Source organism: Acinetobacter sp. NBRC 110496, from assembly GCF_000876115.1.
Lineage (GTDB): Bacteria > Pseudomonadota > Gammaproteobacteria > Pseudomonadales > Moraxellaceae > Acinetobacter.
In genome coordinates this window covers 70,749-84,399 of record NZ_BBTF01000002.1, presented here as the reverse complement: position 1 = coordinate 84,399, position 13,651 = coordinate 70,749, and the positions used below count along the sequence as shown (strand labels likewise).

Genomic DNA, 13,651 nt, shown 5'->3' with positions numbered 1-13,651 from the left:
GTTCATCGTTTTAGTAATTTTTCAGGTATTCTATTTTACAACTTATATTTATTTTTACTTTATAAAGATTTAGCTTTAGGGATAAAAGCCATGAAATTTTCCGAATACATACAATATGATGGTCTTGGATTAGCACAACTGGTCAAAAACAAACAAATCCATCCCTCTGAATTACTCGAAACTGCATTGCAACGCAGCAATCTGGTCAATCCCAAGCTGAATGCCATCATTATCCCCATGTATGAACAAGCTAAACATCGTGCTCAGCAAAATTTAACAGGCCCCTTTGCTGGGGTTCCATTTTTAGTCAAAGACCTCTTTCAAGAATATAAAGATATCCCGACCTCCTATGGCTGTCAGGCACTCAAAAACATCAATTACACCCCAGACTTTAATGCAGAAATTGTGAATCGTTGGGAAAAAACGGGTATTGTTACTTTTGGGCGTACCAATACCCCTGAATTTGGTATTAAAGGGATTACCGAACCTGATGCTTGGGGTGCATGTCATAATCCCTGGAATCTAAAACACAATAGTGGTGGTTCCTCTGGTGGCGCTGCTTCAGCTGTTGCAGGTGGTTTAGTACCGATTGCAGGTGCTGGAGATGGTGGCGGGTCAATTCGTATCCCAGCCTCTTATTGTGGTTTATTCGGACTCAAACCCAGTCGTGGACGTACACCTTGGGGGCCACAATTTAGTGAAGCCATGCACGGTGCTGCCATGCAACATGTACTCAGCAAAAGCGTTCGAGACAGTGCAGCCATGCTGGATGCAGTGCAAGGCCCTGAACAAACCTCATTATTTCGAATTGAAGCGCCTGAACAAAAGTATCTTGATGTGATTCAACAAATACCAAAGAAACTCCGCATTGCATTTAATACCCAGTCACCGATAGGCACCAAAGTTTCTAAAGATGCCATCCAAGCCGTGCAACAAACAGCGAAGCTGTTGGAATCATTGGGCCATATTGTGGTGGAAGACCGTCCAAAGATTGATGGTATGGAACTGGCCAAAGACTTCGTGACCACTTGGTTTAGTCAATTTTCTTATATGCAGGCACAAATCAAGCAAATGGCAGGCGCTAGCGATCATGATTTCGAACTGGATTCAATTGCATTAGCTGCTTTTGGTGCTAAAACTACTGCGACGGAATATATTCATACCTTGAATAATTGGGGACTGTATAGCACCCAAATGAATATTTTCTTTGAACAATACGACCTGTATCTCACTCCAAGCACAGCCTCTGTCGCGCCAAAAAATGGCGAGGTTGCCATGCCTGTCTGGCAGAGACCCATCCTAAAAGGTTTACTCAAAGTTGGTAAAGCGCATTATCTGGCGCAAGGTAAACTGGTCGAGAAAATGGTACAAGACAATTTAAGTTGGGTACCTTTTACCCAGCTCGCCAATGTAACGGGTTTACCGGCCATGTCAGTACCGTTGTACTGGAATAAACATGGTATGCCACTCGGTAGCCAGTTTATTGCACCCTTTGGGCGAGAAGACCGTTTGTTACAACTTGCCGCTCAACTGGAACAAGCCCAACCGTGGATGCCACAATATAAGCAAATCCAACTCTAGTCTAGGTTTTGGCTGCTGTTTCCACTTGATTCGGCAGCCATGGCACCAGTAACAAACCAAACAAGACTACAATACTGGCGCACAAGAACATTGTTGCGCCTGAAAAGCTTTGCCAATAATGCCCCGCCAACAAACTCCCAGACGCCACCCCTAGGCCCCACATAGTACTATACAAAGCTTGCCCACGGCCTTGCTGCTCGGGTGTAAAGTTTTGGAAAATCACTTTCATGGCAATCAGATGGAACAGGCCAAAGCTAAAGGCATGCAAGCATTGAGCAAGCAATTGCCCAATATAATGGGTTGCAAAGATGCTAACCAAGAACCAACGTAGACTGGTCAAAATCAGGCAAATTACCACCAATGTCCGCCACGAAAAGCGGGTAAAGAACAGCTTTTGTGCAACTGCGAACATGACAATTTCAGCAATCACCCCCATCGCCCATAAGCTGCCAATTTGTGTGGTACTAAAGCCGATTTCTTTTAGATAGTTACTATAAAAGCTATAAAACGGCGCCAATGAAAATAGCAAAATAAATTCGATACTAAAAAAGGCCGCGACAATGGGTCGTTTTAAAATCGGCAGCAGTGGTTCAAGTGTTTTTTGCGAGCTCGGTGCGTGTTCAGGTTCTTTAATACTAAATGACCAGAGAAAAGCCAAAAATGAAACAGAGAGCAGTAAAATTGGCAGCATTGAAATTGGAATAACTTCCAGCAAAGCACCGATCACAAACACACCAACAATAAAACCGACTGAGCCCCATTTACGTACTTTGCCATAGAGCTCAGCACGTTTTTCACCTAACCAGAATAAGGTCACCCCTTCAAATTGCGCCAAAATTGCATTTTGGAAGAAGCTAAAAATCAGCATCAACAAAGCCACGGATTGGAAGCTATTTGGAATCACAAATATGGCAAACCAGATACAGGCTTCCATCCATGTCGCAATTCGCACCAAAAGCATTCGCTTCCCTGATTTATCGGCAATCCAGCCCCAAATCAGCGGTGCAAAAAAACGGGTAATAATGGCAATGGAAGATAAAATGCCGATCTCTTGATAATTGAAACCCTGATCTTGAAGATACAGGTTCCAATATGGCATGAATGTACCGACTATGGCGTAGTAGAAGAAATAGAAACCTGCGAGTCTGGTATTGATGGTCAGTGATGGCATTGATTCATTTTATTCGTTGGCTAAGCCTAAAAATAACGGCTTATATCGTTCTATCTGAACCTTCAACTCGCATTCAAACATATATGCTTTCGTCATTTATACTGGCTTGTATCAAAGCATCATACCCCTAAACCCTCTCGAATAATTGATCTAATGAATATAAATCCGAATATAGAGCCTACGTTCATTTCTATGTGAATAAAACTTCATCATTATTATTTATTTTCGCATCCCACAAAACCATCTTTTGTTATGACCTACTCCTAGGTTTAAATTGCAAAAAAACCTTTAAAATAATATACATTCACCAGATTAAATCATGGTCTACCTTGATCTCAAGCCATGATCGGATAAGAAACCCATGACTCAAGCAGCTTTTCTTCTTTCCAAACATTTAACATTGCTTCCGATGCAGGAAATAAATTAGAGGGTAAGTTGGATAGGCTAAACCAAGCCCATCTCTCAAAAATATCTGGTTCGGTGACCACAATTTGCGCCTTCATCTTATTATCGTGTAACTGACACGATAGTCCTACCGTGGTATTTACAATCGTTGAAGATTGATCAATCAGTGCGGTAAACGGCTTAATATTTTGTATTTCTAATTTTAAGCCTGTTTCTTCAAGCGTTTCTCTAACGGCGGCCTGCTCAAAAGTTTCCCTTGCTTCAATTTTTCCACCAGGAAGCCTCTTCACCCGCTTTAATACGCAAGCCCAACAAGACCTGATCTGCATCATCCAATATCATCACGCCAACACCGACTATCGGCGCTAAATTTAAACTCTCAATCATGATGTAATACCTTTTATCTGGACGAAGTTATTTGAGATCTTATACAGAATATCAGCACGATTATGGCGATAAACGATTGCAGTAATAATACCAACTGAAAAAATACCCCAATGTTATTTCTCATTCAAAATAATTTTCCTATTATAAAAACATAGCATTCAGACCAGATCCTCTAACCCGTTTTCATTACCAGTCTGGTGATCCCATTCACAATCATATCAATTGCAATTGTGCCAATAAGTAGTGCCGCAAGTCGACCAACAATATCGAAATAGCGATCAATATATTTGGCATGTTTATAACGCAAATGATCGTGTGAAAGTTTCATCACGATTAATACACTACATGTTAAAAATAGCGTACATGCAATCACAATCGCTGCCTCAGCAATGGACATCTTCATCCCTGTAACCACAGCCGCACTGATTGTTCCCGGGCCAATCATAAAAGGCATGGCGACTGTACCCGCGAGATGTTCTGGAGCTCCTCGCATTTCACCAATGGTATCTGCCCCTTGGAAAACATAGCGATAACCAATGACTAAAAAAATAAGGCCACCAAATATCTGGAATGATTCAAATCGCACATTTAAATACTTACTAAAAATTGCTTCACCTCCCCAAGCAAAAAGTATAAATACAACGTAAGCAATCAGCCCACCTTGTATCAATGCACGATTAAATATATTAGTGTCTGTATGTCGAATTAACCCAATCATATAGACACTCATCAGAAATGGATTCAACAATGAGAAAAATAAGAGAAATGTGCTCAGATAGGGAGAAGCCATTTTTCCATACTCCAAGGCGTCCTTAGTAAGTCAATCACATGCCTAAGGACGATAGAATTTGTGCGGCTGTTTACAAATGATTAAAAGTTATAAACAAACATAATGTTCAACAACTTATTCCACTGACCATCATCGCCGCTCGCCAATGAATTTGCTGTTCCCCCAATAAATGGGTCATTTTTACTGGTGATATATTCTGAATAAAGCGAAATCTGCTTATAGTTCCAAGCTGCGCCGATGATATTACGCTGAGAGCTTTTATAATTCTGCTCATCTTTATCCAATCCACTTAAGACCACATAAGGCGTAACATTTAGTCCATTTATGACATCCTTAAAGGTATAGTTCAGATCGACTGAATAAAAAGTGCCACTATTTGCAATGTTGTACGCGGTATCAAATGAACCAAATGTTGAATAATTAGAAATTGGATCTTTATTGTCTATTTTGATCTGTCCAGCCGTCAGGGTTATTCCCAAGTTTTGATAGTTGAGCGTATTAAATAATGACCATGCTTTACGATTGCCATCTTTATGATTCTGTTGATTCTCAATCGTTGAATACCAGTAACTTCCGCCAACAGCCATGTCTAAGTCATCATTATTGAAAAAGCTAAGCTCTTGTTTGGCTCTCATTACAAACATATTTTTTTCTTTTAAGCTCGTCATGGTTGGATCATTTGTTTTCACTGTATTAGTAGAATAACGAGCCATATCTTTATCTGCTGTCCCAGTATAATGGCCACCATCGCGGGCAAAGTATGCTAAATCAATTTGGGTGGCTGAAGGCAATTCAGTATGATAATTAATCCCTAGATTGAGTACATCTTGAAGCCCCATTGTATAGTTGAGACCCGCATAAAAGCTGCTATCCCAAAACCGACTCGGGCCAAAAGGTACAGGCTGTAAGCCAAGTGTAATATGATCTGTATTGTTTAAACGATAACCCGCATAAGCCGATACCAAGGCTGAAAAATCACATAATTCAGACCATTGATAACAACGCCACTGTACATTCCCAAATACTTTAGGTGATTCATAAGCGATATTCACAATCGCAGCATCAAACTTAATACTATTATCCGAGTCAATATTTGGACCATAATCTTTATAATTATATTTGGCTCGCAATGCACCTGAAACCGTCACAGCACCGGTATCAGTTTTTGGGTCACCCAAAGTCATTGCTGCAAAACTGGGAAGTGTCACCCCAGCGGCAAATAATCCTACACTTAATTTACTAAATACCTTATGCATTCATATCTCCTTGTATAGATATTGGAGAGAAATCTGTGGTTATTTCTCCCTCATTTTTAATCAAGAGATTTTGCTCATATGAGTCATAATCTAAAAAAACAAACACTTAAAATTAATTTTCAGTTTAAAGTTGATGGAGTTAAGTTCAAGATAAACCATGTATTTCTTTCCAATTGCCTGGGTATACTACATAACCAAAGCTGGCATGCCCACCATAAATAAGTTCTGTACCCTCAGGAATCCATAACATCTGCCCTGGCCGGACTTCGTACTTCTGTCCATTTGCAGTAAGTTCAAAACAGCCTTCAATGACAAAAATAACTTCGTCATAAAGTAACTTCCAACTCACTTCCGCACCTTCCCAACGAGCAAAACCGACACCCATATTTGGAGAAACATCTGCTCCTAATGCTCTGGCAACATAAGCAGTACCCTGAGCTGTTTCACCACGCAAATTAAAAATCAGTTGATGGCTATCGACGAAACGAACTTCACTCATTCTTCACTTCCCTACAATTCACTACGGCTACGCCATTTTTCAAACTTAATCCGCGTTCTCACCCCCAAACCTAAAAATGGTTCTGGTGGATTTAAACTTGGCATCCCTGTTACATACTGAATATCGCTTAAAGCCTGAGAATCAGCTCCCACAACCAAGTCAGCTAATAATGTTCCTGATATTGTTCCCCAAGCAGCGCCAACCCCATTGTCACAAGCGCTTGCATATATACCGTCTTGCAATGCTCCAAAGAAGTTCGTGAAATTACGCGAAATCGCGTACACACCACCCCAGGTATGTGTAAATGGCACATCAGTCAATGCCGGATAACGTGCTAAAAAGGCTTTGCGATGATCAGCCTGTATCCAATGTCGCTGCTCATCACTCACATTGGCACCATACTTCGGTACGTGCTTATAAGTATTACGAATCAAAATACGGCGATCTGCTGTCATCCGTAATGTCGTCCCAGCATGGTCGGCGGGTGTCAGTCCCCAATTGAGTTCACCCAAATAAATTTTCATTTCTTGATCAGTCAACGGTCGCGTCCAACTTGCGAAGGTCATGACTGGTAATAAACGGTTTTTGAGATAACCAAATTCACGCGTAAAAATACTGGTTGCAAGCAAGACTTTAGGGCTACTAATCAAGCCATGATCACCTTCTAATACCCATTGGTTATTATTTTTTTGTAAGTTACGAATCGGTGATTGCTCTAATAGCTCAACATTCTCTGGTAAATGATCACCCATTCCTCTTACCAATGCTGCTGGCTGCATTAAGTAGGAACCGGAAGTAAAAATGGCTCGACTGTAAAAATCAGTCCCGAGTACTTTTTTAAGTTCTGCTTTTTCTACCCAACGATAGGGTTCACCTAAATCTTTCATTAGGTGTTCAAAATGATTGAGATGAGCTTCACCTCTTTCACCTACCGCACCTTGATATTTACCTGCTGCCGACCACTGACAATCAATATGATGGCGCTCGACCAATTCCTGTAATTGAGCAATTGCAGCACGATTTAAACTTAGCAACTTTTGCTTATGTGATGGGTCTGGATGCGATAAAGCGAATTTATGGGGTAAATCAATTACAAACCCTGAATTACGACCTGAGGCACCTTCAGCCACATGCTGAGCATCTACTAGAATAATACGGGCATTCGGCTTGAGTTCTGCCAATCTACGGGCTGCGGCTAATCCAGCAAAACCCGCTCCAATAATGGCATAGTCTGCTTTTTGTGGACCGATTAACTTCTTAACAGGGCCCGTTGGAGGCAATGCCGCATACCAGCCACAGCTGCTATCATCATTTGGTAAGGCAATCATTTTGTTATTCCTTTAACTTAAACTGTGGATGAACACGAATCTAGTTTCTCTAGCCATTCACTACGGTGATGTTGTAATTGTTGACCAAGCAATGCAAAGCCCGTTAATTCACCTTGTTGATTGTAGAAACCAGCAGCTAGCTCACCATTATGTTGTTCCACTCTCCACTCACCTGTCCCCATTGCAGGTAAGACTGATAACGGCAAAATTGGAGTTTTTACTAAAACCGGTGTTAATTTCAGCTCAGCATTATTTGACTGGCCTAAAAGGTTATTCACCAAAGCGGGTAAGGCTTGCGTGATTGGATTGATATATGGCGCCCACTGACCATTCACTTCGGCACAATCACCTAAAGCAAAAATTGCAGGATCACTACTACGGTGATCAAGTCCAGTACAGATACCGCATGCTGTCTCTAGACCAGCGGCTTGAGCAAGTGCAATATTTGGTCTCAGGCCTACGGCACTTAAGACCAAGTCAGTTTCAATGGATTGACCATCTTGGAGTGTTAACTGGTAACGACCGTTTGCCGATTGAATAGAGCGGATACTATTTTGTAATTTCCACTCCACGCCTAACTTGTTTAGCGCATTTTGTAGAGCACAACCTAATGGTTCTGGAATAAGACGTTCCATTGCCCATTTGCCAAGACCAACAACCGTGACTTTGATGCCATGTGCAGCTAAATCATTAGCAAATTCACAGCCGATCAGTCCATTCCCCAGAATTGTGACGTGTTGTTTATCTGATAATTGCTGACGGAAACGGCGATAATCCGCGAGATCATTTACGCTTATTGTTGCTGTAGAATCACCATCAATCGGAATGACGACTGGTGTTGCGCCTGTAGCAAGTACGAGTCTGCCATAAGGATAATTACCAATTGTGGTTTGAAGCTTTTTATTAACACGATCAATGTGAGTCACTTTGGTATGTGGATAAATGCGGATATTTAAACGTTTTTCCCAGTTCAGAGCAGACTCACGAACTACACTATCGCCATCTTTACCTAATGCTAAAGCATTAGATAAAGCGGGTTTGCTATATAAAGCCCCATCATCAGCAGTAAATACAGTAATCGACAAGTCTGCAGATTGGGCACGTAAAGCTGACGCCACTTGATAACCCGCATGGCCGCTACCAATAATCACCACGGGCTCAATAACGGCAGTTACCACTTGAGGAATTTCGTTCTCTTCAACATCCGTGATATCGAGCATTTCAAAATCAGCTTTACCCACCTGACACTCTGGACACATCCAGTCATCAGGGATATCTTCCCACTTTGTGCCTGGCGCTATCCCGTCATCAGGCCAACCTTTCGCTTCGTCATAGATCCAGCCACAGACAATACATAACCACTTTCTCATCTTGTCTATTTCCTTATTTCTTACAAATTACACGCTATGTTTCAAACGAATACCGATGTTACGAGTCTGAACATAACTGTAGATGGCTTCCTGCCCTTTCTCACGACCAAAACCTGATAAGCCCACACCACCAAACGGTGTTTCAATACCACCTGCAAACCATTCGTTAATAAAGACCTGACCTGCAATCAGTCGGTTTGCCACGCGAAGTGTTTGATTTAGATTTTCACCAAATACACCCGCAACAAGGCCAAAGTCCGTGCCATTTGCAATTGCAACTGCTTGGTCTTCATCATTAAAAGGCATAACGACCATAACTGGACCAAAAACTTCCTCCTGAGCAATCAACATATTTGCTTTTGCTTCAATAATCGTAGGTAAGACAAAATAGCCGTCTAGATCTGCTGCTTTACCACCCGTTAAGATTTTTGCACCTTCTTCACGAGCCTTATCAATCATGCTAAGAATCTGTTGCTGCTGATCTTTAGAAACAACTGGTGTAAGTTCCGCATTACTTTCACCAATGCCTATTGTTAGGTTTTCTGCCAGATGAATAACGGCTGCCTTAACTTCTTCATAGCGACTGCGGTGTACTAATAATCGTGACATTGCTGAGCAGACTTGCCCTGAGTTATAAAAAATTCCGACTTTAACGCTACGTAGTAACTGATCTAGATCAACATCTGCAAAAGCGATAGCGGCTGACTTACCGCCCAATTCCATTACAGAAGGTGTTGCACGTTCAGCCGCATCTTTTAAAATACGCTGACCTGTTACTACGGAACCTGTAAATACTATGTGGTTGGTCTCTTGGTGTTTAACCAGATGAGTACCCACTTCGGAGCCTTTACCGCACAGTAAGTTCACGGCACCTTGTGGAAAGCCTGCTTTTTCAATCGCTTTAATCAGTAAAACCATACCCAAAGGTGAAATTTCTGGTGACTTGATCACCACCGCATTGCCAGCTGCTAAAGCTGGAGCCAATGAACGTGCACAGATTGAAACAGGAAAGTTCCAAGGTACAATCTGAACAGATACACCCATTGGAATATACGAAGTGAAATCGATATAATCCTTACCTAAAGGTACTGAAATTCCTTCAATTTTATCTGCCATACCTGCGTAGTATTCGAAATAGCGAGCTGCTTCATCGAATTCTTCACGTGCTGTATCAACATTTTTACCATTTTCACGGCATAGGATTAATGCGCCCTCTTCAGCAATTTCACGAATCGCTTCTGCTGCTTTTAACATCCAGCTTGTACGTTGTGCAGGACGCACATCAATTAATGCACCACTGTTTACACAAGCTCTAGCCGCAGCCATTGCTGCATCTGCATCTTCGATACTTGCTCGAGCTACGGTTGCAAAAACTTGATCTGTTGCAGGGTTGATCACCTCAAATTGGTGAGCTGAATCTCGCCACTGACCATTCACATAGTTCAGGTAATGTTGCATGTTAGGCCTCCAACGCAGCTTTGGCCTGAGTCGCTAACCACTTTTGGAAAAAGTGTGTGGGTAAATCCATTTCAGGTGAAAATACACCTCCACCAAAGCCTGGAGAATGACGACCTTTCTGCATATTTTCGACAGCAAAAACATCTTCAGCAAAAACCACCTTCCATGATTCTAATGTTGCTTCACGGCATGCATCATATTTCGCATTTAAAGATTCATCGCTGACGTAATATAGACGGAGCCTTTCTAAGGTCTGTTCTGGAGCAATTGGATCAATCATCATGGCAAATGCATGATCAGCCTGAATACCTAACAATACGTTTGGAAATACAGCAACATATTCTGCATGGCGTAGTTGATCTTCAGGCCAACTTGGGAATTTTGGTAAATGGGTGCCTGCTGTCGCTGATAGGTTGTATTTATAACTTCCCTGGCCTGCAAAACGGTCTTCGAACATGATGTTGTAATGATCTTCAAGCTTAGAATAGGTATTTAATGCAGGATGCACCCATGGTAAATGATAGGCTTCACAATAATTTTCAACGGTAAGCTTCCAATTGCTTTTTACTGGCAGTTCAAAATGTGAACCCACATTACTACTGCGAATAAGCTCTAAACCGTTTTCACCTAGGAAAGGCTTCCAACGCTGCATTAATGGTGCGATATGATCTTCAAAAGATGCGGCATCGCCAGAAATATTAACGAAGACCATATCCATCCAGATCGCAGAACGGAGTGCCTTTAAACCATGTTTTTCACATTTAAAGCGTTCATCTTTATGCTGGCCAATTCCACCGACATGCGGAGTACCTTTTAAATTACCATTCAGGTCATAACTCCATGAATGATATGGACAGCGAATAACGCCTTCAATCGCACCTTGATCATGTACCAATTGCATGCCACGATGGCTACATACATTATGAAATACTTGAACTAAGCCATCGCGGTTACGCATCATAACCAATGGCATACCCATAAAATTTACTGGCTTTACATAACTATTTTTAGGTAAATCTGAAGCAAAACCCACACACACCCATGTTTTACTTAAAATATTGTCACGTTCGAAATTAAAATATTCATTGCTGGTATAAGCTAAATTGGGCATGCCATTAGATTCAGTAATTGGATTTAAAACATTATCAACTTGCTGAACCGTAATTAATTGTTGGCTAACTCGACTGTTCATCTGATGATCTCCCTTATATTTGAATGAATGCAGAACTCCCTGCGCTGAGATGATTTGCACACTCTGCTATTTCTTTGGAGATTGTGTTAAATATCGAGTTGTCTCACAAACGACTTTTTAGCTAGGTGTCTATGAGTTTTAATCATGCTCTTTAGATTAAATTTGCCTGACGGAATTAAATATTAAAAAAATAGCGCTCTTTCAAAAGTCAAAAAACAAACAATCATTGATAAAAAATTGTTGTTGAAAGTCCCTTCTGCCTTGGGGATGAGGCCTGTAAATGAGAATGAGGTGATTCTTCATATAAACCTGCTCCCTCTTGCGCATCACGACACTCATCCTTTTAAAAGGAGAGGAAAATTTCATTTACAGCTCAAAAAAGACTGATGCAAGAGCTCTCATCATCTTCCATGATTAAAACTCACTGATGAATGAGAATAAATCAGTTGAGTGTTCTTCCTCCTCATTACTACTCTGTATTATTCGCATCTGATAGCTAATGGTTTTTAGCTATTTGCAACGCATCCAAGGAGGAGTTATGCGTACAACAACAGGGGCCACTGATTCTCATTCAGTCGTTTCAATAATTTCAAAAGTACTGGTAGTTGCATTCGTTATATTTTGTGCTGTTTTCGCAGATTCCGCAGGAAAAATATTTGCCGATCTATCCAGTGTTTTATTACACAATATGAAGTGGTTTATTTTGTCTTCTGTGTCGGCAATGTGCTTTTTTTTGCTGTATGTGATGTGTAGCAGATACGGCTTACTTAAAATCGGGAAAGATACTGATCAACCTGAATATAGCTATTTTGCATGGATCTCCATGCTATTTTCATGTGCTATGGGGGTTGGTTTGGTGTTTTGGGGTGTCGCCGAACCGATGAACCATTATGCAAGCAACCCATTTACCCAAGGCTTAACCGATGAAGCAGCCAGCATGGCAATGCAAATTTCCTATTTTCATTGGGGTTTACACGCCTGGTCGATTTATTGTTTAGCCGCTTTAGCTATTGCCTACTTTTCATTTCGCAAAGGCTTACCCTTTTCATTACGTTCAATTTTGCATCCTATTATTGGCGATCGTATTTATGGTCCAATCGGGCATATCGTTGACATACTTGTGATTATTATTACAACTTTCGGTATTTCTCAAACGCTCGCCATTGGTGTATTACAGATTAATGCAGGCTTACATAAAGTTTTTAATATAGAAGTCAGTGTCACTGTTCAATTTATTCTCATGATTTCATTGTCGAGTATTGCGACCTTCTCCGTTGTACGTGGTATTGGCACAGGTATGCGCCGTCTTTCTGAAGTTAATATTATCTTATCCATCCTACTCATTTTAATTCTGATGTTTATCGGCCCTGCACGCTATATCACCAACTCATATATCGAAGGCATCGGTAACTATACATCTCACTTTATTGGGATGAGTTTATGGAGTGATGCCCAAAAAGATTCAGATTGGCAAAACTGGTGGACCGCTTTCTACTGGCTATGGTGGCCGACATGGGCGCCGTTTGTAGGGATGTTTATTGCCAAAATTTCTAAAGGACGTACCATTCGCCAACTCATTTCAGGTGTGCTGATTGTTCCAACTTTAGTGACTTTCTTTTGGTTTGCAGTATTTGGTGGTTCAGCCCTCAAAATTGAACAAGATGTTCGTAAAAGTTTTGAACAACAAACTACATTGATTGAGAATCAAATCGCGCCACCTGCGGATACGGTCATATATCAAGCATCTGCAATCACACCTGCTGCTGTTGAATTTAAGGGTGGGCCAATTGTAAAAGCAACTCAACAAGATAATACGCTGGCTGTATTTGAATTATTTAATGCCATAGATAGTGGATTATTCGGATCAATCCTCAGTATGGCGACCTGTCTGTTACTGATTACCTATCTCGTGACTTCACAAGATGCTGGTACTCATGTGCTCTGTTTTCTAGATACGCGCTCCGAAAAGGATACACCCATTCGTATTCGAATCATTTGGTGTCTATTCGTTACCGCAATTAGTTTAGGTTTACTCTATGCAGGTGGCCTAAAAACAATTCAAGCCGCTGTCATTCTATTTGGCTTTCCAATTATCGTTTTCCTCACCATTTCAATGTTTGCCTTAATGAAGGCATTTAAACAGGAAGACATTGCCAATATTGCGGTTGTAGCAAAGCATCCAGCAAGTAGGACTGAAATTTAACCTTCTTAGAG

General features: G+C 41.1%; 12 protein-coding genes and 1 pseudogene. 2 read left to right on the top strand and 11 right to left on the bottom strand.

Annotated elements, in window-relative coordinates; all coding sequences use genetic code 11:
* Nucleotides 1–90: 90 nt before the first annotated feature.
* Nucleotides 91–1,581, top strand: a complete 1,491-nt coding sequence (locus Aba26S_RS01655; protein ID WP_043969855.1) for an amidase — start codon at nt 91–93, stop codon at nt 1,579–1,581.
* A gap of 1 nt (nt 1,582) precedes the next feature.
* Here Aba26S_RS01655 and Aba26S_RS01650 read toward each other — a convergent pair whose 3' ends face one another.
* From Aba26S_RS01650 to Aba26S_RS01610, 11 genes and pseudogenes are all read right to left on the bottom strand, one after another.
* Entirely contained in the window at nt 1,583–2,752 is a 1,170-nt protein-coding gene (locus tag Aba26S_RS01650; RefSeq protein ID WP_043969854.1) for an MFS transporter, read from the bottom strand.
* A 335-nt stretch (nt 2,753–3,087) separates the two neighbouring features.
* The gene (locus Aba26S_RS01645; protein WP_227541455.1) at nt 3,088–3,447 is read right to left on the bottom strand and encodes an NUDIX domain-containing protein; all 360 of its coding nucleotides are present in this window, start codon (nt 3,445–3,447) and stop codon (nt 3,088–3,090) included.
* A complete protein-coding gene (locus tag Aba26S_RS21570) occupies nt 3,419–3,544 on the bottom strand; it encodes a hypothetical protein (protein WP_264756166.1) in 126 nt (41 codons plus the stop codon). The genes Aba26S_RS01645 and Aba26S_RS21570 overlap by 29 nt, the downstream gene beginning before the upstream one ends.
* Nucleotides 3,545–3,716: 172 nt before the next feature.
* Nucleotides 3,717–4,334: a MarC family protein gene (locus tag Aba26S_RS01640; protein ID WP_043969853.1), complete on the bottom strand. Its 618-nt coding sequence runs from the start codon at nt 4,332–4,334 to the stop codon at nt 3,717–3,719.
* A gap of 80 nt (nt 4,335–4,414) precedes the next feature.
* Nucleotides 4,415–5,590 carry a hypothetical protein gene (locus Aba26S_RS01635; protein ID WP_043969852.1) on the bottom strand — a complete coding sequence of 392 codons (1,176 nt, stop codon included), beginning with the start codon at nt 5,588–5,590 and terminating at the stop codon, nt 4,415–4,417.
* A 145-nt stretch (nt 5,591–5,735) separates the two neighbouring features.
* The gene (locus Aba26S_RS01630; RefSeq protein WP_043969851.1) at nt 5,736–6,089 is read right to left on the bottom strand and encodes an ethanolamine utilization protein EutQ; all 354 of its coding nucleotides are present in this window, start codon (nt 6,087–6,089) and stop codon (nt 5,736–5,738) included.
* A gap of 11 nt (nt 6,090–6,100) precedes the next feature.
* Nucleotides 6,101–7,417, bottom strand: coding sequence for an FAD-binding oxidoreductase (locus Aba26S_RS01625; protein ID WP_043969850.1), 1,317 nt, complete (start codon nt 7,415–7,417; stop codon nt 6,101–6,103).
* 17 nt (nt 7,418–7,434) lie between these two features.
* Entirely contained in the window at nt 7,435–8,637 is a 1,203-nt protein-coding gene (locus Aba26S_RS01620; RefSeq protein WP_227541460.1) for an FAD-dependent oxidoreductase, read from the bottom strand.
* A pseudogene (locus Aba26S_RS21315) lies at nt 8,626–8,787 on the bottom strand (rubredoxin); the annotation flags it as partial. The pseudogene Aba26S_RS21315 and the gene Aba26S_RS01620, both read right to left, overlap by 12 nt.
* Before the next feature lie 27 nt (nt 8,788–8,814).
* Complete coding sequence (locus Aba26S_RS01615) at nt 8,815–10,245, bottom strand: aldehyde dehydrogenase family protein (RefSeq protein WP_043969848.1); 1,431 nt, start codon at nt 10,243–10,245, stop codon at nt 8,815–8,817.
* Between the two features lies 1 nt (nt 10,246).
* The gene (locus tag Aba26S_RS01610; RefSeq protein ID WP_043969847.1) at nt 10,247–11,437 is read right to left on the bottom strand and encodes an aromatic ring-hydroxylating dioxygenase subunit alpha; all 1,191 of its coding nucleotides are present in this window, start codon (nt 11,435–11,437) and stop codon (nt 10,247–10,249) included.
* A 538-nt stretch (nt 11,438–11,975) separates the two neighbouring features.
* Between Aba26S_RS01610 and Aba26S_RS01605 the strand changes: the two genes are divergently transcribed.
* The gene (locus Aba26S_RS01605; protein ID WP_043969846.1) at nt 11,976–13,640 is read left to right on the top strand and encodes a BCCT family transporter; all 1,665 of its coding nucleotides are present in this window, start codon (nt 11,976–11,978) and stop codon (nt 13,638–13,640) included.
* The last annotated feature ends 11 nt before the right edge of the window (nt 13,641–13,651 follow it).

What these genes read in the sequence shown, in the direction of transcription:
- Aba26S_RS01610 (WP_043969847.1), bottom strand. Translation starts at nt 11,437, where the DNA reads ATGAACAGTCGAGTTAGCCAACAATTAATTACGGTTCAGCAAGTTGAT.
- Aba26S_RS01620 (WP_227541460.1), bottom strand. Translation starts at nt 8,637, where the DNA reads ATGCTCGATATCACGGATGTTGAAGAGAACGAAATTCCTCAAGTGGTA.
- Aba26S_RS01630 (WP_043969851.1), bottom strand. Translation starts at nt 6,089, where the DNA reads ATGAGTGAAGTTCGTTTCGTCGATAGCCATCAACTGATTTTTAATTTG.
- Aba26S_RS01655 (WP_043969855.1), top strand. Translation starts at nt 91, where the DNA reads ATGAAATTTTCCGAATACATACAATATGATGGTCTTGGATTAGCACAA.
- Aba26S_RS01625 (WP_043969850.1), bottom strand. Translation starts at nt 7,417, where the DNA reads ATGATTGCCTTACCAAATGATGATAGCAGCTGTGGCTGGTATGCGGCA.
- Aba26S_RS01650 (WP_043969854.1), bottom strand. Translation starts at nt 2,752, where the DNA reads ATGCCATCACTGACCATCAATACCAGACTCGCAGGTTTCTATTTCTTC.
- Aba26S_RS21570 (WP_264756166.1), bottom strand. Translation starts at nt 3,544, where the DNA reads ATGATTGAGAGTTTAAATTTAGCGCCGATAGTCGGTGTTGGCGTGATG.
- Aba26S_RS01615 (WP_043969848.1), bottom strand. Translation starts at nt 10,245, where the DNA reads ATGCAACATTACCTGAACTATGTGAATGGTCAGTGGCGAGATTCAGCT.
- Aba26S_RS01640 (WP_043969853.1), bottom strand. Translation starts at nt 4,334, where the DNA reads ATGGCTTCTCCCTATCTGAGCACATTTCTCTTATTTTTCTCATTGTTG.
- Aba26S_RS01605 (WP_043969846.1), top strand. Translation starts at nt 11,976, where the DNA reads ATGCGTACAACAACAGGGGCCACTGATTCTCATTCAGTCGTTTCAATA.
- Aba26S_RS01635 (WP_043969852.1), bottom strand. Translation starts at nt 5,590, where the DNA reads ATGCATAAGGTATTTAGTAAATTAAGTGTAGGATTATTTGCCGCTGGG.